Genomic DNA, 25,159 nt, shown 5'->3' on the forward strand with positions numbered 1-25,159 from the left:
CTGCCGCAAATAAATCCGCAATTTAAACTGCCTTTGGTGATGTGTCGTCGCAGTTGTTTTCCGCTTTGACGAGCCCTTCGCGAAGGTGTTGAACATCGGATTCCTGAGCGTAGTGCATCGTTGCCAGAAATGACGGTATGTCAAATTGCGGGGCAAGCGTTCTTACTTTCTCGAGATGACCTGTAGCGGCGATTTCATCACCGAGCCAGCCGTAGCATGCAGCGACGAAGGCATGCTGGACGTGGTCCATAACTGACAGATGCATAAATGCTTCGATTGCCTCGCCGTACTGATGCGCAGCAAAATGTGATTTTCCGAGGTGGCTCCAAAACCGCTCGGGGTGATGAGGATTGAGCCGCATTGCTTTACGGATCCATTCTATCCCCTCTTCGGGCCGCCCAAGCCACGTCAGCAGCTCGCCTTGCTGAACCACCACCAAGTCATAATTTGGATTGAGGCAAAGCGCGCGCTCCTGGTGATACCGCGCTGTGGTCAAGGCATTGTTATTGACGTTCACCGCTGCCAAAATCCGGTGGACGTCAGCGTCGTTGTCATCCAGCGCCAGCGCCCGATCCAACGCGGCAACGATCTCATCCCAAACTGCATCCTTGTCTTCGCACCAGCCGTTGACCCAGGCTTGGCCCAGAATGCACGCACGCCACGCATGGGCATGGGCATAACCTGGATCGAGCGCGACGGCCCTGTCTATCAGCAATTGCGCCTGTTGATTGTCCGAGACAGTGCCCTTGTGATGCAGCACCTTGGCGGCAAGCGCGCACTCATAGGCGGCCATATTCGCTGGTTTTGTTCGTGCAAGCTGGTCGCGTTGGGCTGCTTCGACGCGACCGGGCAAAGTGGCCACTATCGCGCCCGTCACCTCGTCCTGTATCGCGAATATGTCGTCAAGCTTCCGATCGTATTTGTCTGCCCAGATATGAGCATCGCTGATTGCATCGATGAGCTGGACGGTCACACGGACCCTGTCGCCTATCTTGCGAACGCTTCCCTCCACCAAGTACTGAGCCCCAAGCTTTTCCGCGATTTCGCGTACGTTCACGGCGCGGTTTTTATAAACAAAGCTCGAATTGCGCGAAATGACGAACAGCTCGTGACGGCGGGATAGTTCGGTGATGATGTCTTCAGTAAGACCATCGGCGAAAAACTCCTGATCGGGGTCGCCGCTCATATTGATAAATGGCAGCACAACGATCGAAGGTTTCGCGACAGATCGGTTCGCGTCCGATCCGTCCAATCGAGCGGGGAGGGTGGACGCTTCGAGCCCGAGGCGAAAGAGATGAACCGGACGGCTTATATTTTTAAGCGTCTTTTCTCCCAGATCCTCGATGGCGACTTCGAGCCGGTCGACAATTTGTGTCGCTACGGCCGCGGTGATGCAGACGCCGCCGACGTCGGCCAATTGTTCGATCCGAGAAGCAATATTCACACCGTCACCAAAAATATCCTGCTCGTCAAAAATGATGTCGCCGAGGTTGATCCCGATCCTGAATTCGATCCGCCGATCTTGGGGCACGTCCGAATTGCGCCGCTTCATACGCTGCTGGATCTCCACGGCGCACTTTACCGCATCAGAAACGCTCTGAAATTCGACAAGCATGCCGTCACCGGTCGTCTTAATGATGTGACCCTTGTTCTTCGCAATCGCGGGGTCCATCAGTTCGATTCGGTGAGTTTTCAAGCGGGCCAGCGTGCCTGCTTCATCGATCTCCATCAGCCGGCTATAGCCTGCCATGTCGGCCGCCAGGATCGCGGCTAATCTCTGTTCCATTTCATGTGCCAACAAACAAGAATGACGTTATTTCGCGAGAGCGCTAACCCAAAGTACGATAATCTCCCGGTTGGGGCGCCCGACATTCGATTTTACAGCACGTCGAGGAAATCGACCATCTAAATTAGTCGATGCTTTTATACGTGGGTGCCGCCGGAGATGGGACGGCAATCGCCGATTGCGACGCTCTTCCTCTGGCGACTGCTACCAAGTGCCCGTGGCGAGTGCGAACGGTGACCATTCGGCAAAGTCGTAGCGGATTGGCAGTGCGTCAGCGCGCCAGACAACACGGCGTGGACGAAAACGCCAGTAGCGTTCGGCCCCGTCCAGGGGCTTGACGCAAGGGTGATCGAACAACAGCTCCGCCTCGCCGGTCAGTTGCAGGAGATCGCCGGTCGAAAAGTCAAAAAACGCAAGCCCGGCGTGCGGATTGAGCATGATATTGCCAAGTGTGTTGAAGAAGCGGTTGCCAGTGAAATCGGGAATCGTCAGCCACCCGTCTTCGCCGATATGGACAAAGCCCGAACGACCGCCGCGATGCGACACATCGACCTGTCGAGCTCCGGAAACGTCTACATAGGTAGCGACGAAAAAGGTATCCGCCTGCTCCACCAGTGCGCGGGCAGCACCGTCAAGCGCAGAACTTTGACGCGGTGGCACGGAAGAAGGCCGCGCCGGATCGCGAACGAACCGGACCTGCCGAAGCTGGATGTATTTCGGGCAGTTGCCGAAGCTCTGATCGACCAAAACATCGAAGCCGCGCGCATGCCGGTGCAATGTACCGTTCAAGCGGTTGCGGCGGCGCGTGTCGAGATCGATGCCAAGAAGGGCGAGAGGGCAGCCGTGGTCCATGCCGGTTTCGGCAGGATCGGCAAACTCCCTTTCCAGCTCGACGGAGAGCCTGGCGGAATCCGGCGCATGGAGAAAGCCCGGCCGACCGGAACGAAGAGTGGCCCAGACGTCTCCGTCTCGGTCCACGGCCCCTAAGACCACCATCGGTAGCAGCGGATAAAATTCCCTGTGCTGGTCGATCAGATGATCGCGCACGACGCGGCGCCCGATCTCATCCATTCGCGCTTCGACGCCGAGCCGCGTCTGGAGGGCGATTTCGCCATGATGCCATGGCGACGCAAACAAAGTTGGACCTTCCACAGCGATACTCCTTAAGCCGCAAGGCCGACTGGGGTCTTCTGGAAGTCAACAAAGCCGGGCAGCGCCTCGACACGGTCTAGCCAGGCGCGGATGTTTGAATAGTCCTTGAGATCCACGCCGCCCTCCGGGGCGCGGGCCACGTAGCTGTAAAGGGCGACATCGGCAATCGTCGCTCGGTCGGCAGCGATCCAGTCCCGGCCTTCCAGCTCAGCCTCTATGAGCACCAGTATGGCATGAGCGCGCGGGATGACTTCTTCCGGGCGATAGGGCGCCTTGAAAACATTGATGAGCCGCGCCTGCGCCGGACCATGCGCGATCTGACCGGCCGCCACTGATAGCCATCGCTGGACGGCGGCGGCACCTTTGGAATGCTCGGGAAGCCAGTCGTTGCGTCCTCCCTTCTTCGCAAGATAGACAAGAATGGCATTGGAATCGCAAATAATGGTGCCGTGGTCGTCGAGCACCGGGACCTGGCCGAACGGGTTCAGCTTGAGGAATTCAGCCTGCTTGTGCTCCCGTTTCGCCAGATCGACGAGCACGAGCTCGTGGTCGATGCCAAGCAGGCAGAGAAAGAGTCGCGCACGATGGGCGTGGCCCGACAGCGGATGATAGTAGAGCTTCATGTCAGCCTCCTGAGTCATAAGGTCGGCTGCATCATGATTATTAAGATCAATGATGGTAAGAGTGAAAAAAGGCACTAAACCATTTCATAAGTTGAAATAATAGACTCGGCCTAGGAGAGGTTGATGGACCGGTGGCAGGCGATGCGGGTATTCGTACAGGTGGTGGACAGCGGCGGTTTCGCACCAGCCGCTAAAGTCCTGCATATGAGCCCTCCGTCGGTAACGCGAGCGGTATCCAGACTGGAAAGCTTGATCGGTACGCGACTCCTCGTCCGCACGACCCGTTCGCTAAAGCTGACGGCAGCTGGCGAAGGATATATGGCCGACTGTCGACGGATACTCGCGGAAATTGCCGAGGCGGAAGCCAATGCGGCGGGCAGCTTCACGCATCCGGCGGGATTGCTGACCGTGACGGCGCCTGCGCTTTTCGGGCGCATCCACGTGCTTCCTGTGATACTCGATTTTCTCGATCTTTATCCTGCCATGCAGGTCAAAACCGTATTCGTGGATCGCGTCACCAACCTGGTTGAGGAAGGTCTGGACGTTGCTGTGCGTATCGCATCACTTCCCGCCTCCGGCCTCGTCGCGCGTCGGATCGGGTCTATCCGGCAGGTGCTTTGCGGTTCGCCAGACTATTTCGCCCGTCAGGGCGAGCCGAAAAAGCCGGAGGATCTTGCGGGTCACAGAATGATCGGACGCGACGGCCTTTTTGGCCATTCGGAATGGCTGTTCGGAAAGGACAGCAGCATTCGCGTGCCCATCAGCGCCAGGCTCATCTGCAATACGAATGACGCAGCGATCGCGGCCGCTGTGGCGGGCTGGGGACTTTCCCGCTTCCAGTCCTACCAGGTGGCGCCAGAGATACAGGCCGGCCGTCTCAGGGTCATGCTTGCAGAGTACGAACGCGAGCCGGTGCCGGTTCACATCGTTCACGCGCAAGGGCGCATGGTTTCCGCCCGGGTGCGTGCCTTCGTGGATTTCGCGGCAGAACGCTTGCGACGCCGCGCGGGCGTGAATGCAGAGCTTTCGAAAGGCAGATGAACGCCAGCGAAAAACGCACGCCGCGAGAGACTCACGGCGACGTCCGGGCAATGCCGTCACTTATAGTTCGAGGCGTTTGAAGGCTTCCGCAGGCGCATCGTTTGAACGCATGAGGGCCTTCATCAACTCAAGCATCCACCGTTCCCGAGCGGGATCCTGAAGGGGCCTCTCTTGCCCGGGATCGGTTGCCAGATCATAGAGACGCGTTTGTTTCTCAAGCAATGCTCCAGGCCCATAATTGTCGAACATCGGCGATCTCTCGGTCACCGGCACCCGCAGCAGAGGAACATTCTTGGTCCACGAAAACGGCTTGGCCAACGTCGCCCCTGATAATTCTTCCGGCGTGAATGGCCGCGTTATGTGCGTAGGCATAACCGTATACTGATAGATATCCTGCTTCAGGAGATCGGCTGGAAACCTGTGGTAGGTATAGCGGCCATCGGTTACGTTAACTGCGCCGCCGAAATAGCCAAAGATAACCGCATCCTTGGAATTCGGCTTCAGAAGCGACTGCCCTTCTGTCTCAGGCGGGGCATCTACTCCAAATATATCGAGAAATGTCGGCCCCACGTCGATGGACTGGGTCAGCCGGTCAATCCTTCCCGCAGCAAGCCTGCGCGGATCATGGATGAACAAGGGGATGTGTACGATCTCCTCGTACATGTTCATGCGGTTCTTGGCCCAAAAATCGTGTTCTCCGAGAAGGAACCCGTGATCGGTTGTGACGATGAGCGCGGTGTCTTTCCACATATCATGTGTATCGAAGTAATCGAGCAGCTGGCCGAGCAAAAAATCGCATAGTGACACGATCGCGTAATAGTTCGCTCTGAGTTCATCAGCTTCTTCCGGCAGTTCCTCAACCCGTCCATAGCGGGGCCAGTCACGGATTGGCCCATTCCATCCGGTTTTGAAAGGTTCCTTGAAGCGCTCCGGCGCGAAGAAGGGTTCGTGCGGATCGAATGTTTCGATCTGCAGGAGCCAGTCATCAGCCTGGCGATTGAGATCGAGAAACTCCAAACCATGCGCAAAGCACTGTACAGAGGGAAAGTCCTTTTCTTGCCTTATGAATTCTCGATTGATCATGTATGGCCCATACTTGCTGATCGGGCCGCCGCCGGTCTGTGCTTCGTGATATTTTTCCCGTAGACGCTCCCAATGTGGCTGCACCATTGCCTTCCACGGATCCGACTCCTGACCTCGCACGAACTCGAAGGTCGAATACCGATTGTGATAGGTCGCGCCGCCGTCTTCCCAATAATGGTAGTGATCGGTGATCAGGTGGCTATGCACGCCCTTCTGCTTGAGAAGCTCGGGAAAGGCATTGTCAAATGGTTCGAGAGGCCCCCAACTGCGATGCAGAAAAGTCAGGCGGCCTGTCAGGAGATCCCGCCGTGCCGGCATGCAGGGCAGCGAGCCCACATAATGCTTGTCATAGACCATCGAGCGCCCGGCAAGGCGGTCAAAGTTCGGCGTTGGTATTCGAGATCCGCCGTAGCAGCCGAGCATGTGGCGATTGAGGGAATCGAAGAGAACAAAGACGGTTTTCATTGGCAATCTCCTCTTACGCGGTTGCTCCTGACGACAGGCACAGCCCGCCCACGCCTGGGCGTTGCGCATGGCAGTCCGGTCAGTCCGTCATCGGCGCCAGGCCCTCGATCTCCATGATGAATTCGAATTCCCGGGCAAGCCCCGGCGAATAGGCGACGACAGGGCCGCCTTCGAACAGAAGAGTGCATAACGCGGGCATGGCCACTTTCGCGCCCGCTTCGCAAGCGATGAGTGCGCCTGCGAGCATATCCCATGCGTTCAGATGCCGCTCGTAATAGAGATCGGCCGCACCCTCTGCGACACGTAGGAGGTCGATCGCGGCCGCGCCCATGCGGCGGTAGTCCATGCCGCGCTCATGTAGGCGCCGGGAGACGGCAAGGTGCTCGTCGAAGCTCGTTTTGCGCGAATGGCCGAGAATGCAGATGGCATTGGCCGGATCGTTCGTCGTCGCAGCACGAATGGGTGTTCCCTCGCGAAACGCGCCCCTGCCACGGATTGCCGAGACGACAGAATCCTTGGCGGCATCGTAAACGACGCCGATCTCCAGGCAGCCTTCGGCGCAAAATGCGATCGATACGCCCCAGTGGCGGAAGCCTCTAATGTAGTTCGTCGTACCGTCGATCGGATCGACCACCCAGGTTCCAGCGCTGCCGGCTCCGCCGCCGGTTTCCTCACCCACAAAGGTGTCTTGCGGGAACAGCCCAAGCAGTCCGTCGCGAATGGCCCGCTCGGCATTGCGGTCGGCGACGGTCACGAAATCCTGCAGGCCCTTGTTTTCGACCTTCAATCCCGAACCCATTTCCGCGCGGAAGCGGGCCGCCTCGCGGCCGACATGGCGGGCGATCTCTATCGCCGCCGCAGTGCGGGCCTCAAGGGCGGAGGGATCGAATGCGGAACTCATCAGGCAGTCCTTCTCTTGATCAACGAAACGGGCGTGAATTCTACGCGCGCCGTCATATCCGGCTGAGCCATCCGGCTCATCAGCAAGCCGATCGCCTGGTCGGCCTGCAGGTCGCAAGGCTGGCGGATGGTTGTGAGCTCATAGGCAGCCCAGCTTGCCTGGGGAATATCGTCATGGCCGATTACGCGCATGGCGGGTACGTCTTCGCGGCTGCGGCCCGACATCAGACGGTCGATCACGCCGCAGGCCATGTAGTCGTTGGCGCAGAAGACGCCGTCGATTCCCAAGGAGATGAGCCCGGATGCCGCGTCGAAGCCGCTTCGGTAGTCGTTTAGCGCGACGGTGAAGAGCTGCGCCTCGAGGCCGCGCTGGCGGCAGCGGGCAAGGAAGGCCTCGCTGCGGCGGCGTGCCGTGTAGGAGACGGAGGAAGCGGCAATTGCGGCGAGACGCCTGGCGCCTTTATCGACCAGGTGATCGGCGGCCAGATTTCCGGCGGTCTGGTCATCGGAAATGATGCGGTCGACAAAGGGAATCTCGTCGCCCTTGTTGATCAGCACGATCGGCACGCCTTCGGCGGCGCACTGCTCGCAGATTTCCGTCGGCGGTGCGTCCGATGTCACGATTACGCCGGAGACGGCATAATGCAGAAGCTGGCCGATGACGGTCGAGGTATCAGCTTCCTTGGAGGTCGGCAACAGAATAGGACGGAAATTGCGGAGAATGAGCGTGCGCGCCAGATGCTCGATCTGAAGCGTACGGAATGGGTTGTCTAGCCCGGCGGCGACGACGCCGACGAGATCGGAGCGCTTGTTCGTCAGGCTCCGCGCGAGGTAGTTGACGCGGTAGCCGAGCTCCTTGGCCGCTTGATAGACCTTTTCGCGGGTCTTCGGCGAAACGCTCGCATCCGGCGTGAAGGCGCGCGATACGGCCGCGCGCGAGACGCCCGCAACGCGCGCCACGTCGAAAGACGTTACTCTGCGCGGTCCTTTATCCTTGTCTGCCAAACGTTCTTTCCCCACCCGGCCCGGTGCGCATCATATCCGGCAGATCCGTGCAGATACCAAGCACCGGCAGCTTCATGATCTCATCGAGGATCGGCCCTCTTTCCTCATGCCACAAAACGATCTCGCGGCCTCTTGCGAAGGCGCGCTCCATCAGCGCCGGGGTGACCAGATCTTGCGGCCGCTCGCCGGCGCGCTCCCAGCAAAGATGCAAGATGTCGGCATCCGCCTCGTCGCCGATCACGTGCGGATTATCGCCGACGCGAACAAGCACAGACAGCGGATAGTCGCAACCGGCTTCGCGAAGCTCGCGGACCTGTGCGATGTCGAAGGAGCCGAGGCAGGCGAAGCGCTGGCCCTTTTCGAGCAGTTGCTGCCAGCAGGGGAGGCCGCTTCCCGGTGCTTTCAGCTCAATATAGAGCCCGGTCCCGGTCTCGCGGCCAAGGGTGGCGACCGCCTCGAAGGTCGGGACGTCGACGCCGTCCAGTGCGGCAAGCTCGGTTGCCACCATCTCCGAAATACGCTTGTCCACGCCGAAGACGCGCTTAAGATGGTCGTCATGGGAAACGACGACGACGCCGTCCTTGGTCAACTGCGTGTCGAGCTCCCACATTTCTGCCCCGAGCTCCGCCGCCAGACGGAAGGCGGCGAGCGTATTTTCGCGGGCATACCCGCTCGCGCCACGATGGCCGATGCAGAGAGGCAGCCGGCCCTTGCCGGCAGGCCAGCCATAGCGCTCGAAGAAGGCTGAGAAATCGCGTTGCATCAGAGCCTCCGTCCGTCTTCGTCGAAAATGAACACGTTGCGGCTGTCGATTGCCCAAGTGACCTCGTCGCCGATCTTGATGTCGTGGCGGACCGGTTGGATGGAGCGCAGCAGTGGTCCCCCGGCAAGCCGCACGTCATAAAGATTTTCACGGCCCTGCGTTTCGGCGAAGTTCACGACGCCTGTGACCGGCACGTCGCCGGTTGGATTGTAGTGCTCCGGCCGCACGCCGAGCATCAGCTTGGCGCCATCGGAGGCGTCCACCGAAGCGGGGAGTGGAACTTTGATCTCGCTGCCTGGAATGGAGAAGACACCCTTTGCCGCCACGCCGTGCAGGAAGGTGATCGGCGGGTTTCCCAGGAAGCCGGCAACGAAGGCGGTGCGCGGGTCGCTATACATCTCTGCCGGTGTTGCGATCTGTATGATCTCACCTTCTTTCATGATGGCGATGCGGTCGCACATGCTCATGGCTTCCACCTGGTCGTGGGTGACCAGGATCGCGGTGATGCCCGTCTCGCGCTGGATGCGGCGGATTTCCGAGCGCATCTCCAGCCGGAGCTTTGCGTCGAGATTGGCGAGCGGCTCGTCGAGAAGCAGGACGTCCGGTTTGCGGATCAGCGCGCGGGCGAGCGCCACGCGCTGCTGCTGCCCGCCGGAAAGCTCAGAGGGGTGGCGGCCCATCAAGTTGCCGATCTGCACGAGAGCGGCGATGCGGTCGACCTCCTTGCGGATGTCGGCTGAGGGCATGGCCTTGACCTTCAGGGGAAAGCCGATGTTTTCGGCAACCGTCATGTGCGGATAAAGCGCATAGGACTGAAACACGACGCCGACATTTCGCACCTGGCTCGGAAGATCGGTAACATCGCGGTCACCGAACAGGATGCGGCCCCCAGTGGGGCGATGGATGCCGCAAACGGCAAAGAGCGTCGTCGACTTGCCGCAGCCCGAAGGACCGAGCAGGGCTAGCATCTCGCCGTGGGCCACTTGCAGGTTCATGTTCTCGATGACCTTGGTGGCGCCGAAGCTCTTCGAGAAATTGTCGAGGAGGATACGCATCAGCCTTTGCTCCCGCCGCCATAGATATTCATGAGATATTTGTGGAAGAATCCGTAAAGCAGCAGCACCGGGATCACGTAGAACACGCCTACCGCCTTGAAGGTGCCGAAGTCGAAATTGTTGTCATCGGCGATCAGCCCCGAAAGGTACACCGAGAGCACCTGTACCTGACCGCCTGGGGCCAATACCTGCGGCAGGATGAATTCTCCCCAGCCCGAAAGGAAGGAGAAGAGCGCCAGCGCCATGATCGCAGGACGCACCTGCGGCAGCACGAGACTGCGCCAGACCCTAAAGCGCGAGGCACCGTCGACGACACCGGCCATTTCTATCTCCCAGGGCACGCTGTCGTAGAACCCTTTCATCAGCCATATGCCGAGTGGCAGATCGATTGCGGCCTTCACAAGGATGACGCCGATCAGTGAATTATAGAGTCCGACCATCTGCAGTACGATGAAGATCGCGATGATGAGTGTGACCGACGGGAAGGCGTGCAGCACCATGACGCCGGCAAGGAAGAAGCCGCGGGCAGGCACGTTCAGCCGCGACAGCACATAGCCCGCCATGGAAGAGACGAGGAGTACGACGGCCGTCGTACTCGCGGTGAAGATCAGCGTGTTCAGCGTCACCAGCCAGATGTTCGGCCTTCCAGGCGGCGTCTGCCAAAGGAATGTCCAGTGCCGCAGGGTAAGCGTATCGGGCATCAGCGCCGCCGGTTGCTTGTCGGTGATCGTATCGATGAAGAGATAGGCATACATCAGCACCAGCGGCAGGCTGACGATGGCGAGCGCCAGAATGACCGGCCAGGTGCGGTAGTTCGCTGAGGGCTGCGATTTCTCCGCCATGATCAATCCTCGATGAGCGGCCGCGCAACCAGCGTGGCGTAATTGAAGACGCGCAGATAGGCGAGCGACAGGATGATGCCGATAATCACGAGGACGAGCGCCATGGCGGCGCCAAGGCCATATTCCAGATTACCCGCATAGTTATTGAGCGCCGTGTGATAGGCGGCAAGCGACCAGACTTCGGTCGCCTTGCCCGGCCCGCCGCGGGTCGAAAGGAGGATTTCGTTGAAGGAGGCAAGCAGCGACAGCGTCTGGTAGCAGGTGACGAACAGGATCGGCCAGCGCATCTGCGGCAGGATGATGTAGCGGATCTGCTGCCAGCGGCTGGCGCCATCCACCTCGCTTGCGAAGAACTGGCTCTTCGGGATCGCCTTCAGCGCCGAGGAAAAGACCAGCATGCCCATCGAGGCGCCGATGAAGCCGTTGATCAGCACCACGAAGAGCCAAGCGTTATAAGCGTTGTCGAGAAGATAGTTCTTCGGCGAGTAGCCGAACTTGCCCATGAAGGTGGAGATGAAGCCGGTATCCCAGGCGAGCCATTTCCACATCAGCACATAGATAACGACGGGCGTGATGCGCGGCAGGAGCCAGACGGACCGAAAAATCGTTGCCTGCGTGTTCGGCATGTAGTGAGTCCAGATCGCGAGGAGCATGGCGTAGCTCGTGTTGAAGAGCACGAGCACAAGGGCGACGTAGAGCAATGTGTTGAAAAGGATCTGCGCCATGTCCGGTGACGAGGCGATGCGCGAGAAGTTCTCCGTCGTCCAGCTCCAGCCGGTGTAGGTCGCGCTGGCGAGGCCTTCCTTCTGTTCCGGCGTCATCTTGAAGCCGAACTTGTCGAGCGAGGTGAAAAGGTCCTCCTTGCTCGAGAAACGCAGATTGGCAACGGAGCGGTTGAACTGCTCTGAGATTTGCTTGACGTCCCGGGTCGATGGCCGGTCGTTAAGATCCTTGATCATGCGCTCGGCTTCGCGGCGTGAAGAGAAGACCTCACCGAGATGTTTTTCGCGCAGCTCCATGGCGATGCCAGGCTCAAGCGCAAGGCCCTCGACGCCCTTGATACCCTCCTCGTCGATCGCGTAGCGCGGCTCGGTAAGCTGCTGCACGACCTCCGGCATCTCGCCCTTGAGCGCGATGAGCGAATTTGGGGCGATCTGGTAGGCGCCGCCCGAAATGCCCGTGGCGGTCGTCATGTTCGTGAAGGAAAAGACGGCGGTTAGGACTACCGGCATCAAGAAGAACAGCACAATCATGATCGCGGCCGGCGCGATCATTATGAGCCCGAGCGTTCTGGACGATCTCATGAAAGCCTCCGCAAAATATCCGGGCGGATGAGGCCGCCCGGAGGCTTGCTTGCGCTTAGCGGATGATGATTTTGTCGCCGAGCGTGCTCTTCAGCTCGCCTTCTACGTCGTTGACGGCAGCATCGACGCTCTTGGCGCCTGTCCAGGAGGCCTCGAGGCCCTTCCACATGATGTTCCAGTAGGTGCCGAAATCGGCATTGTTGGGCATCGCGTTGGCGTAGGGCAGAAGCCGCTCGGTGGCTTCGCGCGTCCAGCGGTCGGAGGAGTAGAGCTCGATCTCGGTTTCCGACTTCGAAATGCCGAGATGCGCGGACTTGACCGCATGCAGCACATTGATGCGCGGCTCGGAGGCGATCTTGATCAACTGGGCGGCAATCTCGGTGTCGTCCTTGTCGTGGCCCGAGGTCAGAAGATAGACCAGCGGATGCGTCAGCGTGTTGGCTTTGCCACCCTCGCCGGCCGGGATCAGTGTGAAGATGACGTTGCCGAAAAAGTCCTTCAAGCCTTCCTGGTTGACGTAGCGGGCATAATGCCAGGTGCCGCCGTGCCAGATCCCGGCCTTGCCGGAAGCCACTTCCTTCCACCACTGGTCGGCCGGCATCCCGATATGGTTCTTCTTGGTGACGCCGTCTTTTACAGCATCGGCGAAGAACTGGTACGCGCGCTGCATCGCAGCTTTGTCGAAGACCAGCTTGCCGTCTTCTTCCATCGTCCCGCCGAAGCTCGTGTAAAATTGCCAGAAATCCGGACCGTTGGTGTAGCGCGGGTAGAAGCCATAGCCTGGCTGCACGAGGCCCTTGTCCTGCATCTTCTTGGCGTCTTCCAGCAGGTTCTTCATCGTGTAGCTGCCGTCCTGGACCTTCTGCGGCAGAGCGTCGAGATCAGCATCGTTATATCCGATCGCCTTCATGTGAGGCTTCCAGAAGAACATCGGGCGAGACTCGGCGTCCTGCGGGATGCCGTAGACCGTGCCGCTGAAGGAGGCAATGTCCATTAGGTTTTCATAGATGTTGTTAAGCGGCCAGGAATCGAGGTCGACATAGTCCTCAATCGGCACGATCAGGCCGGACTGTGCCCAGGGGCCAATGTCCTCGTGGCCGGTGACGACGATGTTCGGAGCGGTTTTCGCCTCGGCGGCAAGCGTCATCGCCTGCTTGAAGTCCTCCCAGCCGCTATAGGCCTTTTTCTCGACCTTGATCTTGAGGTCTTCGCCCTTGATAGCGGCTTCTCGCTGAAGCTGCTCGGCTGCAATATCGATTGCGTCGAGGCGATAGACGTCGTTTGGGCCTGTGCCGCCGGCCCAGACCGTAACGGTCAGATCCTTGGCAAAGGACAGGGCGGTCGTCGAGGCTAGGATGGCGGCCGCGACGGTCATGCACTTCAATGTCGGCAAAATAGTCATCTCTTCATCTCCCCAGAGATTGGTGCGAGCCTCTTGGCGGGCCATCACCATTGCTGACGGCCGGCCCGGAGATCCCATGAAAAGCGCGAACGGTTTCCGCTCTAGGGGATCTGCGTAACGACCGCGTGACAATATTGAGCACGTGTGCAAAATTATTATGACTCGGTGGAAAAACATTGCAAGCGACGTTTCGCAGCGCGCCGAATCCGGCTTCGAAAACCCTTCGGACCGCATCCTCCTTCGACAGGAGAACAGTATAGCGCTGCGAATATTCCAAACCATCCGGTCGCCTTGCCCAGAACCCACCGTTTCGCGGTAGCCCCCCGCTGTCCTATTCCGGTCCTGACCGCTGGTCGCGTAAATCTCATCCGGCGGGTTGGCCGGCAAAGTTTTGCGCAACGGCTCTCATTTTATTGAGAGTCATCAAGCAAAGCTCGGACAAAGCTCGTTTCAGCTACGTCGATCGTTCCCTCGGGCAACTTCAGGACGCGATCGATGGCAGTACCATAGAGCCTGAGGCGATTGTCGAGCATCTTCACGGCCTGCTCGACATTGCCCTCGCGGCTCCTTATCAGGGCCTCGCGCATCACGCTGCTGAGGGAAAGCCGAAAGAGGAGAAGCATCTCTGCGTACGCTTCGGCGTCTGGCGCGTCGAAGAGACCCTCCTCTGTTCCCTTTCGGAGAACATCGGCCAAAAGCGGGACCACGATGCGGGTCACAGCCTGATCGATGCGGTGGAACAGCACGATGTTTTCCGGGCGGGAGATGACATCGAATACTGTTCGCAGTTGCGGGGCAAGCTCGACCTTGAGGCGCCGCGATCCTGCGAACAAAATGTTCAGCCGTCCCACGGCGTCGAGCGTAGGATCGTCCAGGAGCGGTCGAATCTCTTCAAGGCTTTCGCGGGCAAGGCGGGCAGCGAATGCTTCAAGCAGCGCCTCCTTGGAGGGAAAATAGTGATAGAAGGCACCCTTCGACACGCCTGCTTCGCGAATGATGTCGTTGATCGTGGTATGATCGTAGCCATGAGCGAAGAAGAGCCGCTGAGCGCAATCCAACAATTCGCCCGAGCGGATTTCTGGGTGTTTTCTGACACGCATCGCGGCGCTCGTTTCTTTCGTATGTTCCCCTGACCAGCGGAGCGGAATTCGATGCTGCGGTCGAATTCTTCAGATTTATAGACCGACGGTCGGTCTAATGCTATAGGTTCGGCAACAGCAGCAGTTCAAGGCAGATGGCGTGAGACCGTTCCGCTTGCTTTCCGTTGTCGTCGCTCTCTCCTTGGCAGGCGGTTTGGCCGCTTGGTATGTCTGGCACCCCATCCCCGTATCGGTCGTCGTCCCGGCGCGTGGTAGTGCTGCCGAAATCGTCTATGCCAGTGGCGTTGTTGAACCTCTGACTTGGGCAAAAGTCACGCCGCTGGTACGCGAACGGATCGTCGAGCAATGCAACTGCGAAGGTGCAGCCGTAAAAAGGGGCGACATACTTGCTCGCCTCGATGACAGCGAGGCGAGGGCGGCCCTTGCCGAGCTCGAGGCGCGGCTCGCGCTGGCGGAGCAGGAATTTCGGCGCTACAATTTGATGCTGGAGAAAAACACCGCAGCCCAGCAGTCAGTCGACCGGGCAAGCAGTGAGGTGCAGCAGCTCAAGGCGCTGGCGGCCGGCCAACGGGCACGCCTTGACAGCTTCATCATTCGCGCTCCGATCGATGGTGTCGTGCTTCGCCAAGACGGCGAAGTGGGCGAAGTCGCCGATCTCGGAACGGCGCTCTTCTGGGTTGGGGAACAAAAACCGCTGCTCGTGGTCGCGGATGTCAACGAGGAGGATATTCCTCGGCTCCGGCTGGGACAGAAGGCCCTGCTCAAATCTGATGCCTTCAAGGATCAGACCCTCGATGCAACCGTCAGCAGCATAACGCCGAAGGGCGATCCGGTGACGAAGACTTATCGCGTGAAGCTGCGTCTTCCCGACGACACGCCGCTGATGATCGGTATGTCGACTGATGTGAACGTCATCGTCCGCGTCTCGGAAAATGCACTGCTGGTTCCCGCCGTTGCGATGCAGGCTGAGAAAGTCTTCATCGTCGAAGGAAACTCCGCCCGGCTGCGTGAGATCAAATCCGGTATCCGCGGCCCGAGTGGCATCGAGATTAGGTCCGGTCTGGATGAAAAGGCGCGCGTGATTTCACCGTTTCCGCAGGACCTGAAGGATGGGGCCCGGGTTACGATAACCGGTGCTGCGAAGTGAGGTTCTGATGCGGCTGATTTTCGAGATCGCCGTCACCCATATTGCCGGCCGCGGCCGGCAGACACTTGTTGCCGTGTTCGGCGTTGCCGTCGGTGTCGGGTTTTCCATCGCCATGGCGGCACTCATGCAGGGCGGACAGGACGATTTTGTGGAACAGTTGATCAATACCATGCCGCATGTCGAGATCACCGACGAGCAGCGAACGGCGCGACAGCAGCCGGCCGAAACCGTATTCCATGCGACGGAGATCTTCGGACTGAGGCCGCGGGAGGACCGCCGCGGCATCATCAATCCGACTGCCGCGCGCTCCTGGCTCGAGGCATGGATACCCGGCCGGCTCGCACCGGACCTGAAGCTGCAAGGTGTCATTCGTTACTCCAGCCGCGAGGTCGGAGCATCCGTGATCGGCATCGAACCGGTCGCCGAGCGCAGCGTGTCGCCTATCATCGGCGATTTCGTGGAGGGTAGTTTCGGAGCCCTTGCGGCAGGCGGGAACAATATCGTCATCGGCGATACGATGGCAAAACGCCTCGGCGCCGGACTGAACGATACAGTTGCCGCGGTTTCGTCCGAGGGTCTCACGCGCAATTTCAAGATCGTCGGGCTCTTTCATACCGGTACGACCGCCCGGGATGAGGGCGAAGCTTATGTCCTGCTGAAGAACGCGCAGATCCTGAGCGCGCGCACCAACGCCATCAATGAGATCCGCATCAAGCTTGCCAATCCCGATGACGCACCAGTGGTGGCGCGCCGGATCGAGGCCGAACTCGGCTATAGGGCCGAGGCTTGGCAGGAGGCCAATGAATCGCTCCTCGAAGCGCTCGTGATCCGCAATGTCATCATGTACACCGTTGTCGCAGCAATCATGCTGGTCGCTGGTTTTGGCATCTACAATATTATCTCGACGATTACTCACGAAAAGGCGCGCGATATCGCCATCATGAAGTCGCTCGGTTTTGCCGAGGCAGACATGCAGCGCCTGTTTCTGCTCGAAGGCGTCGCCATCGGGGCCGGCGGATCAGCGCTCGGTTGGCTGCTTGGCTTCTCGCTCGTCTATGCCTTGTCCCTGGTGCGCTTCGAGCTTGCTGCGACAGGGCAGGAAATAACACGTCTGCCGATTGCCTGGAGCATTCTGCATTACGCAATTGCCTCAGGTTTCGCGCTCAGCTCGGCGGCTTTTGCCGGCTATCTCCCGGCTAGGCGTGCAGCACGCCTTAATCCCGTGGATATCATAAGGGGTGCGACATGAGCGCCTTGATTGAAGCGAAGAACCTCACACGCATCTTGACGGAAACCGTCCCCGTAACACTGGTCGAGGATGTGTCTTTGACGATCGGTGAGCGGGAATTCGTTGCAATCACTGGACCTTCCGGTTCCGGCAAGTCTTCGCTGCTCTATCTGTTGGGACTGCTGGACGAGCCGACGAGCGGCAGGCTTTCGATAGGCGGCAGAGACACCGATCCGATGGACCAAAGGGAACGCGCCGAAACCCGCCTCTCTATGCTGGGCTTCGTCTTCCAGTTCCATTTCCTCCTGCCAGAATTTACGGCGCGGCAGAACGTTGAGATCCCGATGCGCAAGCTTGGCCGTTTGAGCCGGCCGGCCATGCAGGCGCGAGCTGAAGAACTCTTGGCATCGCTTGGCCTTGCCGACCATATCGATAAGAGGCCAGATCAGCTTTCCGGCGGTCAACGGCAGCGGGTCGCTGTGGCACGCTCGCTTGCGAATGATCCACCCATCCTGCTTGCGGACGAGCCGACGGGAAGCCTCGACAGTCAAAGTTCTGAGCAGGTCTTTTCGATCCTCGAAGGGCTCGTGCGCGAACGCGGCAAGACGGTTGTCGCCGTCACCCATGATCTCGATATGGCGGCCCGTATGGGGCGGCGCATTCATCTCATGGATGGCAAGATCGCCCATCCTTGAGGTCGTGCGAGCGGAGGCATTTGGCTGTGGTCGAAATCCAATGGCGATGGTGAAGGCTCCGACCAATGCTCCGAAAAGCGCGACGACCTGGACGGCAAGGGCGATCATGCGGGCTGACGCTGGTCGAACGAAGCATGCGTATAGACCAACCACCAAGATCGCCGAGATGACGTTGCACTGCCAGGTCTCTCCGGTTTCAAATCTCGTCGCGGCGAGGAATAAACGGGTTGGGCTATTTCTCGCATAGACGCCGAGCGCCATAATAGGGTTGGTAGGTACAGTCAGAAGCGCGGAACGAACGATAACTGCGGGAGCAGGCCGTGATATTGCAGGACGGTGCGGCGTTCTCTTCGCTTGTCATCATTCCTGTATCCGGATCGATCTGCGGTGCAGGCTCAGCCATCGCCGCCTGCATGAATTCCCGCCAGATGCGAGCCGGAAGTGCGCCTCCTGTGACACCCTTCATTGGCGCGTCATCGTCGTTTCCGACCCAGACTCCGGCGACCAGGGCGTCCGTGAAGCCGACGAACCAGGCGTCGCGGTTGTCCTGACTGGTACCTGTCTTGCCGGCCGCAAACATGCCGGGATCGGCGTCGCGGCCGGTGCCACGCTCAACGACCAACTGCAGTAACGCAAGAAGGTCCGGCTGATACGGAGAGAGGTCGATAGACGCCGGCACTTGGGCACCTACGCGGAAGCCTCTGGGCTGGCCAGATGCTTGAAATTCGACAATACCCCACGGCTCGACGGGCGCCCTTCCAAGGCGTACCGATGCGTAGGCGCCGGTCAGATCGAGCAAACTCACCTCCGAAGCACCCAGCGACAAGGCAGGCGCCGTCGTCAGGGCCGCGTTTATGCCGAGCTCCTTGGCGGCCGCGGCGACACTGTCCAGTCCCACCTCCTGGGCAAGGGCTGCGGTGGCGGCATTCAACGAGCGAGCAAAAGCCTCCGCCAGCGAAACCCAGCCGCGGTATCCACCCCCGGAATTTTGGGGCGACCATCCGTTTATCTCGATGGGCCCGTCGAGGACCTGATCCGACAGAGAAAGCCCCTTTTTCAACGCAGCATAATAAACGAACAACTTGAATGTGGAGCCTGGCTGACGCATCGCCGTGACAGCACGGTTGAACTGGCTGGTCTTGTAGTCGTGTCCGCCGACCATTGCGACAACCGCACCATCGGGCGTCATGGCGACCAGCGCCGCCTGCGATGCGCCGCGAGCCTTTCCCTCTTCGTCGAGAGCCTGTCTCACCACCCGTTCGGCAATTTCCTGCAGACGCGGTACCAACGTCGTGCGCACTGTCGTCGAGCCGGGAGAGGAGCCCGCGATCTCGCTCGCTTGTGGCGAAACCCAATCGGCGAACCAACTGCCGGAGCGCGGCGTCGGTGTCGTCGGGTGCAGTTCGGCGAATTCATTCTTGGCGGCGTCGGCTTCTTGCGGGGTAAGCTTGCCGTTGGCGGCCATCGCGTCGAGCACTGTTGCCGTGCGTTGGCGTGCACCCTCGAAATTGTCGATCGGGTTCAACTGGCTCGGAGCCTTCAGCAGACCCGCCAGCATCGCCGATTCTGGAATATCGAGCGCACCGATATCCTTGTTGAAATAGATCCGTGCCGCTGCCGGCATTCCCGTAGCGCCGGAGCCGAGGTAGACCGAATTCAGGTACCGCGTCAGGATCTCCTGCTTGCCGAGCTTCCATTCCAGCCAGAACGCGATCACCAGTTCCTGGATCTTTCGCTTCAGCGTTCGGTCACTTTCGAGATACTGCAGCTTGATCAACTGCTGTGTGATCGTGCTTCCCCCCTGGACGACCGAGCCTGCCTCAAAATTCCGTATTAGCGCGCGCGCAATCCCTTTCAGGTCGATGCCGTGGTGATCCATAAACCGGCGGTCCTCGATTGAAAGCACTGCATCCACGAGGTGAGGGGGGAATTGTTCGTACCCTGCATAGGGTCCCTGATAAGGCCCCTGCCGAACAAGAGGTTCGCCGTCCGCCGTTTCCAATACAATGACGGGCTTCATGGAACCATCGGCAATCTCTTGCCACGGCACATCCTTCAACGCCCAAGTCAGAACGCCGGCCAGGATCAGCAAGCCCAGCAAAGGAGCGAGCGCGACGAGCCCTTTCCATGACCGCAGTTTCAGCGGACGGGCCTGCTTTATGCCGGTCGTTCCGGCGCGAATGGCTGCCATGCGGGACCGCGCTTTGGCAGAAAGCGATGCAAAAGCAGCAGATACCCGCCGAAACTTCTCATTTGGCGTTCGAGCTCCAGACGTCTGTTGTCTTTTCTTGATGGCTGCGATGCCCTTGCTCATCCAGAACGGGCGGCTTTGCAAAACCGCACGGAGATCATGGCGGAGGGCGGCCATCAGGTCACGAACGGCTCGTGCGCTTTGACCAAAAGGCGAGGAAGGGTTCACAGCTTCTTTGGATTGTTCCAGCGGTGATGAAGATCCGGATGGTCCCTCGTGAGACCCGGTTTCTTCTTCGGCGCCTTCAGCCGGAAATCCTTCGCTCTGCGGCAGCTGCGCAGATTCGGCGGCGGTGTGATCACCAGTCTGATTTGCGCTGCCGGTTTGTTTTGAACTGTCTGCGGTGCTTGCCATTTCTTACCGGCTGGTTGTTTTGAAGCAATTAGCGCGCAATGGAGCGGAGGAAAGACGACTTTGGCACTGCTCTTTCAAGTCTTTTCGAATATGGGCCCAGTCTGGAAAATTGATGCAGGAAATGTTCTCACATCCGAAGCCAGCCTTTTCATGGCAACGCAGTACCAAACCAACAGCGTGCGAGCGGCGTTCGCCCCCTCTGGTGACAATCTGCACCTTCGGCATCCGGTATGGCAATAAAGCATCGTGCGCATCTGCTCGATCGTCGAACCCATCTCCACCAGTTCGTCCGGCTTCATCGCGAAGGACTAGCTCCCCCAGCCTGGAAGTTCCTTCCGTTCAGTCCAGCCAGATCGTGACGGCGCCAGGGCGGGGTCCCGACCGGACCGGGTTCTGGAGGTTCAGCGTTTAGAGGAGATTGCCTGGACCAACACGGCGTCGGCGTGACGTCCGTCTTGCCGGCGTCAAGGTTGCAACCGCCCCGGTCATTATCCTTTCTGCCTTCTGCGCCATCTTCCGCCGCGCGTCTTAGGCCTCAGATCAGGCCATATTGTTTTGCCTTGTTGCGCAGAAAGGGCAGGCCGTTGCCCATCACCTCTGCCTCGTCCCTGGCGACAGGACGCCAGACTGCGAGACCGTAGGCGACTTCCGCTGGCATGTTGATGAAACTCTCCATAGCAAGGCCGCCTTTGAACCCAATGGCCGCAAGTGCTGTATATATCTCGTCCCAAGGGACGTTTCCGTAGCCGGGCGTGCCACGGTCGCTTTCAGACAGGTGGATATATTTTAGATGTTCGCGCGCATCGAGGATGCCCGTGGCCGCGCCCTTCTCCTCGATGTTCATGTGATAGGTGTCGAGATGCACGAAGATATTGTCAGCGCCGACGCGCTCGATCATCTCAACGGCTTGCCTTCCTGTATTTATCAAATGATTTTCATAGCGGTTCACTGCCTCGACGCCGAGCTCGATGCCGCGGGACTTAGCGTGCTTGGCGGCGGCCGTCAGCGCGCGGGCGATGTTGTCGTATTCCTTCTGCGTCGGCGGCACGCCAGTACGCTCGCCAATGCCGCCGAAGATGACGCCGGAAAGCGCCAATGCGCCCATGTCGGCCGTCTTGTCGATCGCGACCTTCAGATGCTCGATTGCCGCCTCCGGCCGCACCGACGCCCAGGCGTGCTCGGGGAGCCCGAGCGAGCAGACGGCCGGCAGGCTGTGCTTTTCGAGAAGTGTCCGGGTGTGTGGCGCATCGACGGCGGGCGCGTTGAGGAGCGCAATTTCGATGAAGTCCATCTTGTAGGACACCGCAGCTGCGATCGCCTTTTCGGCACCTGCCTTGTCCCAGTTCATTGTCCACATGCTGGTATGTACGCCGAAGCCTTGCATCGTCTCATTCCTTTCTGCGCAGAACGGTTCTGAAGTGTCCGGCAAGCCAGCGCAGCATCATGACGCCGACGAGCAGGATACCCCACACGGCCGTCGCCAGATGCTGGTTGGCGCCGAGAAGATTGAGCCCGGACGAAAAGAGCTGGAGTACCACAAGCGCCGCGAAGACCGGGATCACGCGGCCGAAGCCGCCGAAGGGATTTACCCCGCCAAGGAAGCAGGCAAGCACGGTAATGAGCAGGTAGGACTCACCATGGCCGACGCGCACCGAGTTGAAGCGTGCCAGCATGATGATGCCGGCGACGGCACACATCGCCCCCGATAGCGTATAGACGAGGACGATGACCCTGCGTGTGTTGACGCCGGAATAGCGCGCCGCCTCGATGTTGGAGCCGATCATATAGGTGTTGAAGCCAAGCCTCGTGCGCGAAAGTAGCACATGCCAGAGCGCGACGCACAGGATGAAGATGAGGAGCGGCAGCGGAATCCCCATCACAGAGCCATGGCCGAACGGCCGCAGGAAGGCCGGAAAGCCCGACACGTCCCCGCCGCGGGTCAGGAACTCGCCAAGCCCACGCAGGAAGATCATCATCGACAGCGAGACAAGGATAGGGTGAGCCTTCGTATAGGCAATGACAAGACCCATGACGACGCCGCTTGCCGCACCTGCGGCAAGCGCAAGCGCCACCCCGAGCAGGAAGGATCCTGGTCCCGCGTCGACGCCCCCGTTGGCCTGCAGCGTCCAAGCCACGGTGAGGCCTGCGATGTTGGCGGTGAAGGTGATTGCGAGGTTGAGCCCTCCCGTCAGGATCGGCAGCAGCATGGCAAGAGTAAGAAGGCCGAGCTCGGGAAGCTGGAAGGCAACGGAACCGAAGGTGGCCCGCGACAGGAACTGCGGCGAAGCGAGGCCGAAGACCACGACCACCAAGGCGAAGGCGACGACCGATCCCGCGATTTCAGATCCCAGGAGGTGGCGAGTCCGCCGGACCAGCGTCGTCATCTGCGCCTCCGCTCGTTCTTCACAATAGGCAGCAGCTTGTCGATACGGGAATTCGAGAGCGTGATCGCGACGAGAATGATGGCGCCGATAATCATCTTGAACGCGAAGGGGGAAACGCCCATCAGGTTGAGGCCGTTCTGGGTGATCGAGATCAGCAGCACGCCGAGGACGCAGCCAAGCACCGAGCCCTTGCCGCCACCGAGGCGGGCGCCGCCGAGCACGGCGGCGGCAAGCACGTCCAGTTCGCGGCCATAGAGCGCATTGGGTACGACTTCCTGGGCATAGTGTGCCTGGATCAATCCGCCAATACCGGCCATGAGTCCCAACCAGCCGAAGGCGATGAACTGCATGGCTCCGATCGAGATTCCGAAGCGGCGCGCACCCTCGGGGTTGTCGCCGAAGGCATAAAGCTGGCGCCCGGTCGTCGTGTGGCGGATCAGGAACCAGGTTGCCGCAACACAGATCGCCATGACAAGGACCGGCAGGCGGATTTCGGCCCAGCTGCCGTCAGCCATCTCCCGTTCGTAGAGGATGATCCGCTCCGTCCACCAGTCGGGCAGCGTGTAGATCGATACGCCGCGGGTAAAGAACATCAAAAGTCCGAAGTAAATATTGAAGGTGGCGATCGTAACGACGATCGAGATGATCTTGAACCGGTGGATCAGGAAAGCATTGAAGGCGCCGAGCAGGGTGCCGATGCCGCCGGCGATCAGCAGCCCGCTTGCCCAGCCTCCGCCGCCGGCTTGGCCGAGGATGAGGGCGGTCACGTACTGCACGACCGAGGCGGCGACCGCAAACGAGATGTCTATGCCGCCCGCGATTAATACAACGAGCAGACCGACTGCGAAGATGATGTTGACGGAACTGATGTTCAAAAGATCGAAGGCATTGCCGAGCGTAGAGAAACGCGGCGTCGCGAAGGAAAGAAACGCGCCGATCAGAACGATGACGGCGAGCAGGCAGATCTCCGTGGCATGGGTGCGGAAGAGCCTACGCATAGACGGCGGCCTCCATGTCCTCAAGCGACGTCGCGCGCGGATCGTATTCGCCGGCGATCTCCCCCTGTGCCATGTGCAGCACCCGGTCGGCGTTGAAGTAGACCTCGGGGACCTCGTCGGAGATGAGGATGATGGAAAGCCCGCTTTGCGCAAGCCGTGCGACGATGTCGAAGATACCGGCGCGCGCGCCGACGTCGACACCGACCGTAGGTGCGTCGAGGATCAGCAGCTTAGGGTCGGTCGCCAACCATTTTGCGATGGCAATACGCTGCTGATTGCCGCCCGAGAGAGTCGAGATGGCATCCTCCTGCAGCCCAATCCTTATACCGAGATCGGCAATCCAGCGTGCCGCAAGACCGTGCTTCTGAGGCTCCGAAATGAACCCGTGGGACAGAATCTTGCTCAGGGAGGAAATCACCAGGTTGTCGGCAATCGACTGCGGTTGGATGAGTCCAAGGGACAGGCGGTCTTCGGAGAGATAGGCAATGCCGGCTGCGATCGCGTCCCGATTGGACGAAAAGCGCACGGGCTCGCCATCAAGCCTGATGGTGCCGCGATCGGGACGGCGCATGCCGAAGAGCGTCAGGGCCAGTTCCGTGCGGCCGGCGCCCAGCAGGCCAGTGATACCGAGCGTCTCGCCGCGGCGGACGGAGAAGGAGATGTTCCTAAACTCACCGCGCCGTGTCAGCCCCTCAACCACGATGACAGGCGCAGCCCCATCATGCGATTGGGCGCGCACGGCGTGGTCGAAAATCTTGCCGGTCATAAGTTCGGTGATGCGCGACTGCGTCATGCCTTCGGCCGGATAGACGCCGACGAGCCTGCCGTCGCGCAGCACGGTGATACGGTCCGATATCTCCAGCACCTCGGCCAGTCGGTGGCTGACGAAGACGACGGCGACGCCCGAGGCGGAAAGATTGCGGACGATCTCAAGCAGATGGTCGGTTTCTGACTGCGTCAGCGAAGCAGTCGGCTCGTCCATGAAGACGACCTTTGCCTCGCCGACCAAGGCTCGTGCGATCGCCACGATCTGCCGCTGGGCGACAGCGTATTCGCGCAGCGGCAGATCGACGTCGAGCGTAACGCCGAGGCGCGCCAACACGCGTTCGGCGGTCTCGCGCATGGCCCTGTGGTTGACCCGGCGCGGGCGATGGCCGAGCACGGTCTGGAAAGCGATGTTTTCTGCCACCGACATTTCCGGGAAGAGTGCGAGATCCTGCCAGATCACCTGAATGCCGGAGGCTTGCGCCGTGACCGGCGACATATGCGTATAGGGCTGGCCGTCATATTCGATTGCAGCACCGGCCTGCGGGCGATAGACCCCGGTGATGACCTTGATGAGGGTACTCTTGCCGGAGCCGTTTTCGCCGGCGAGGCAATGCACCTCGCCCGGTCGCACCTCGAAGGAGACGTCGCGGAGCGCGCGCACACCGCCGAAGGTCATGTTGATGTTCTTCATCGACAACAGAGGTCGTTGGACGTCTGCGCCAGTTGGAGATTCCATGTCGCGCCTGCCGTTGTGGTCCGCCGGCCATGCTCGCAGTCCACCGAGCCAGCCGCAGCCAGCCCGGCGGTCTGGGA

At 60.0% G+C, this 25,159-nt stretch carries 21 protein-coding genes; 4 read left to right on the top strand and 17 right to left on the bottom strand.

Translation table 11 applies throughout. The features are described 5' to 3' along the window. Positions 1-22 precede the first annotated feature (22 nt). The 3 genes from A3C3_RS0126590 to A3C3_RS0126600 form a co-directional block, all read right to left on the bottom strand. Complete coding sequence (locus tag A3C3_RS0126590; protein ID WP_022717616.1) at positions 23-1,786, bottom strand: adenylate/guanylate cyclase domain-containing protein; 1,764 nt, start codon at positions 1,784-1,786, stop codon at positions 23-25. A gap of 204 nt (positions 1,787-1,990) precedes the next feature. Further along, entirely contained in the window at positions 1,991-2,938 is a 948-nt protein-coding gene (locus A3C3_RS0126595) for a pyridoxamine 5'-phosphate oxidase family protein (protein WP_028740026.1), read from the bottom strand. Positions 2,939-2,949: 11 nt separating this feature from the next. Then, the gene (locus A3C3_RS0126600; protein WP_028740027.1) at positions 2,950-3,561 is read right to left on the bottom strand and encodes a glutathione S-transferase family protein; all 612 of its coding nucleotides are present in this window, start codon (positions 3,559-3,561) and stop codon (positions 2,950-2,952) included. Between the two features lie 123 nt (positions 3,562-3,684). Here A3C3_RS0126600 and A3C3_RS0126605 point away from each other — a divergent pair, with 123 nt between their 5' ends. Continuing rightward, positions 3,685-4,602 (top strand): LysR family transcriptional regulator, encoded by a 918-nt coding sequence (locus A3C3_RS0126605; protein ID WP_022717618.1) that lies wholly within the window; start codon positions 3,685-3,687, stop codon positions 4,600-4,602. Between the two features lie 60 nt (positions 4,603-4,662). Here the strand turns inward: A3C3_RS0126605 and A3C3_RS0126610 are convergent, their stop codons facing one another. From A3C3_RS0126610 to A3C3_RS0126650, 9 genes are all read right to left on the bottom strand, one after another. Next, positions 4,663-6,150 (bottom strand): sulfatase, encoded by a 1,488-nt coding sequence (locus A3C3_RS0126610; RefSeq protein ID WP_022717619.1) that lies wholly within the window; start codon positions 6,148-6,150, stop codon positions 4,663-4,665. 79 nt (positions 6,151-6,229) lie between these two features. After that, positions 6,230-7,051 (bottom strand): inositol monophosphatase family protein, encoded by an 822-nt coding sequence (locus A3C3_RS0126615; protein WP_022717620.1) that lies wholly within the window; start codon positions 7,049-7,051, stop codon positions 6,230-6,232. Next, positions 7,051-8,055: a LacI family DNA-binding transcriptional regulator gene (locus A3C3_RS0126620; RefSeq protein ID WP_022717621.1), complete on the bottom strand. Its 1,005-nt coding sequence runs from the start codon at positions 8,053-8,055 to the stop codon at positions 7,051-7,053. Before A3C3_RS0126620 ends, A3C3_RS0126615 begins: the two co-directional genes overlap by 1 nt. After that, positions 8,039-8,818, bottom strand: coding sequence for a glycerophosphodiester phosphodiesterase (locus A3C3_RS0126625; protein WP_022717622.1), 780 nt, complete (start codon positions 8,816-8,818; stop codon positions 8,039-8,041). The genes A3C3_RS0126620 and A3C3_RS0126625 overlap by 17 nt, the downstream gene beginning before the upstream one ends. Further along, the gene (locus A3C3_RS0126630) at positions 8,818-9,873 is read right to left on the bottom strand and encodes an ABC transporter ATP-binding protein (RefSeq protein WP_022717623.1); all 1,056 of its coding nucleotides are present in this window, start codon (positions 9,871-9,873) and stop codon (positions 8,818-8,820) included. Before A3C3_RS0126630 ends, A3C3_RS0126625 begins: the two co-directional genes overlap by 1 nt. Then, entirely contained in the window at positions 9,873-10,715 is an 843-nt protein-coding gene (locus tag A3C3_RS0126635) for a carbohydrate ABC transporter permease (protein ID WP_022717624.1), read from the bottom strand. The genes A3C3_RS0126630 and A3C3_RS0126635 overlap by 1 nt, the downstream gene beginning before the upstream one ends. 2 nt (positions 10,716-10,717) lie before the next feature. Then, complete coding sequence (locus tag A3C3_RS0126640; RefSeq protein ID WP_028740028.1) at positions 10,718-12,019, bottom strand: carbohydrate ABC transporter permease; 1,302 nt, start codon at positions 12,017-12,019, stop codon at positions 10,718-10,720. 55 nt (positions 12,020-12,074) lie between these two features. Beyond that, the gene (locus tag A3C3_RS0126645) at positions 12,075-13,421 is read right to left on the bottom strand and encodes an ABC transporter substrate-binding protein (RefSeq protein WP_028740029.1); all 1,347 of its coding nucleotides are present in this window, start codon (positions 13,419-13,421) and stop codon (positions 12,075-12,077) included. Positions 13,422-13,831: 410 nt separating this feature from the next. Further along, positions 13,832-14,521, bottom strand: coding sequence for a TetR/AcrR family transcriptional regulator (locus A3C3_RS0126650; RefSeq protein ID WP_022717627.1), 690 nt, complete (start codon positions 14,519-14,521; stop codon positions 13,832-13,834). Positions 14,522-14,660: 139 nt separating this feature from the next. Here A3C3_RS0126650 and A3C3_RS0126655 point away from each other — a divergent pair, with 139 nt between their 5' ends. The 3 genes from A3C3_RS0126655 to A3C3_RS0126665 are packed head-to-tail and all read left to right on the top strand — an operon-like array spanning position 14,661 to position 17,591. Then, entirely contained in the window at positions 14,661-15,668 is a 1,008-nt protein-coding gene (locus A3C3_RS0126655; RefSeq protein WP_051154523.1) for an efflux RND transporter periplasmic adaptor subunit, read from the top strand. 7 nt (positions 15,669-15,675) lie between these two features. Then, positions 15,676-16,917: an ABC transporter permease gene (locus A3C3_RS0126660; protein WP_022717629.1), complete on the top strand. Its 1,242-nt coding sequence runs from the start codon at positions 15,676-15,678 to the stop codon at positions 16,915-16,917. Beyond that, positions 16,914-17,591, top strand: a complete 678-nt coding sequence (locus A3C3_RS0126665) for an ABC transporter ATP-binding protein (RefSeq protein WP_022717630.1) — start codon at positions 16,914-16,916, stop codon at positions 17,589-17,591. The genes A3C3_RS0126660 and A3C3_RS0126665 overlap by 4 nt, the downstream gene beginning before the upstream one ends. Positions 17,592-17,823: 232 nt before the next feature. Here A3C3_RS0126665 and A3C3_RS0126670 read toward each other — a convergent pair whose 3' ends face one another. The 5 genes from A3C3_RS0126670 to A3C3_RS0126695 all read right to left on the bottom strand — a co-directional run bounded on the left by A3C3_RS0126670 (position 17,824) and on the right by A3C3_RS0126695 (position 25,082). Beyond that, on the bottom strand, positions 17,824-19,782 hold the full coding sequence (locus tag A3C3_RS0126670) for a PBP1A family penicillin-binding protein (protein WP_376774909.1): 1,959 nt from the start codon (positions 19,780-19,782) through the stop codon (positions 17,824-17,826). Between the two features lie 949 nt (positions 19,783-20,731). Further along, on the bottom strand, positions 20,732-21,580 hold the full coding sequence (locus A3C3_RS0126680; RefSeq protein WP_022717633.1) for a sugar phosphate isomerase/epimerase family protein: 849 nt from the start codon (positions 21,578-21,580) through the stop codon (positions 20,732-20,734). Positions 21,581-21,584: 4 nt separating this feature from the next. Continuing rightward, positions 21,585-22,580 carry an ABC transporter permease gene (locus A3C3_RS0126685; RefSeq protein ID WP_022717634.1) on the bottom strand — a complete coding sequence of 332 codons (996 nt, stop codon included), beginning with the start codon at positions 22,578-22,580 and terminating at the stop codon, positions 21,585-21,587. Continuing rightward, a complete protein-coding gene (locus A3C3_RS0126690; protein ID WP_022717635.1) occupies positions 22,577-23,578 on the bottom strand; it encodes an ABC transporter permease in 1,002 nt (333 codons plus the stop codon). The genes A3C3_RS0126685 and A3C3_RS0126690 overlap by 4 nt, the downstream gene beginning before the upstream one ends. Then, positions 23,571-25,082: a sugar ABC transporter ATP-binding protein gene (locus tag A3C3_RS0126695; RefSeq protein WP_022717636.1), complete on the bottom strand. Its 1,512-nt coding sequence runs from the start codon at positions 25,080-25,082 to the stop codon at positions 23,571-23,573. The genes A3C3_RS0126690 and A3C3_RS0126695 overlap by 8 nt, the downstream gene beginning before the upstream one ends. Between the last annotated feature and the right edge of the window lie 77 nt (positions 25,083-25,159).

The organism is Rhizobium mongolense USDA 1844, assembly GCF_000419765.1.
GTDB lineage: Bacteria > Pseudomonadota > Alphaproteobacteria > Rhizobiales > Rhizobiaceae > Rhizobium > Rhizobium mongolense.

What these genes read in the sequence shown, in the direction of transcription:
- A3C3_RS0126590 (WP_022717616.1), bottom strand. Translation starts at nt 1,786, where the DNA reads ATGGAACAGAGATTAGCCGCGATCCTGGCGGCCGACATGGCAGGCTAT.
- A3C3_RS0126600 (WP_028740027.1), bottom strand. Translation starts at nt 3,561, where the DNA reads ATGAAGCTCTACTATCATCCGCTGTCGGGCCACGCCCATCGTGCGCGA.
- A3C3_RS0126605 (WP_022717618.1), top strand. Translation starts at nt 3,685, where the DNA reads ATGGACCGGTGGCAGGCGATGCGGGTATTCGTACAGGTGGTGGACAGC.
- A3C3_RS0126610 (WP_022717619.1), bottom strand. Translation starts at nt 6,150, where the DNA reads ATGAAAACCGTCTTTGTTCTCTTCGATTCCCTCAATCGCCACATGCTC.
- A3C3_RS0126615 (WP_022717620.1), bottom strand. Translation starts at nt 7,051, where the DNA reads ATGAGTTCCGCATTCGATCCCTCCGCCCTTGAGGCCCGCACTGCGGCG.
- A3C3_RS0126625 (WP_022717622.1), bottom strand. Translation starts at nt 8,818, where the DNA reads ATGCAACGCGATTTCTCAGCCTTCTTCGAGCGCTATGGCTGGCCTGCC.
- A3C3_RS0126630 (WP_022717623.1), bottom strand. Translation starts at nt 9,873, where the DNA reads ATGCGTATCCTCCTCGACAATTTCTCGAAGAGCTTCGGCGCCACCAAG.
- A3C3_RS0126635 (WP_022717624.1), bottom strand. Translation starts at nt 10,715, where the DNA reads ATGGCGGAGAAATCGCAGCCCTCAGCGAACTACCGCACCTGGCCGGTC.
- A3C3_RS0126640 (WP_028740028.1), bottom strand. Translation starts at nt 12,019, where the DNA reads ATGAGATCGTCCAGAACGCTCGGGCTCATAATGATCGCGCCGGCCGCG.
- A3C3_RS0126645 (WP_028740029.1), bottom strand. Translation starts at nt 13,421, where the DNA reads ATGACTATTTTGCCGACATTGAAGTGCATGACCGTCGCGGCCGCCATC.
- A3C3_RS0126650 (WP_022717627.1), bottom strand. Translation starts at nt 14,521, where the DNA reads ATGCGTGTCAGAAAACACCCAGAAATCCGCTCGGGCGAATTGTTGGAT.
- A3C3_RS0126660 (WP_022717629.1), top strand. Translation starts at nt 15,676, where the DNA reads ATGCGGCTGATTTTCGAGATCGCCGTCACCCATATTGCCGGCCGCGGC.
- A3C3_RS0126665 (WP_022717630.1), top strand. Translation starts at nt 16,914, where the DNA reads ATGAGCGCCTTGATTGAAGCGAAGAACCTCACACGCATCTTGACGGAA.
- A3C3_RS0126670 (WP_376774909.1), bottom strand. Translation starts at nt 19,782, where the DNA reads ATGGCAGCCATTCGCGCCGGAACGACCGGCATAAAGCAGGCCCGTCCG.
- A3C3_RS0126680 (WP_022717633.1), bottom strand. Translation starts at nt 21,580, where the DNA reads ATGCAAGGCTTCGGCGTACATACCAGCATGTGGACAATGAACTGGGAC.
- A3C3_RS0126685 (WP_022717634.1), bottom strand. Translation starts at nt 22,580, where the DNA reads ATGACGACGCTGGTCCGGCGGACTCGCCACCTCCTGGGATCTGAAATC.
- A3C3_RS0126690 (WP_022717635.1), bottom strand. Translation starts at nt 23,578, where the DNA reads ATGCGTAGGCTCTTCCGCACCCATGCCACGGAGATCTGCCTGCTCGCC.
- A3C3_RS0126695 (WP_022717636.1), bottom strand. Translation starts at nt 25,082, where the DNA reads ATGGAATCTCCAACTGGCGCAGACGTCCAACGACCTCTGTTGTCGATG.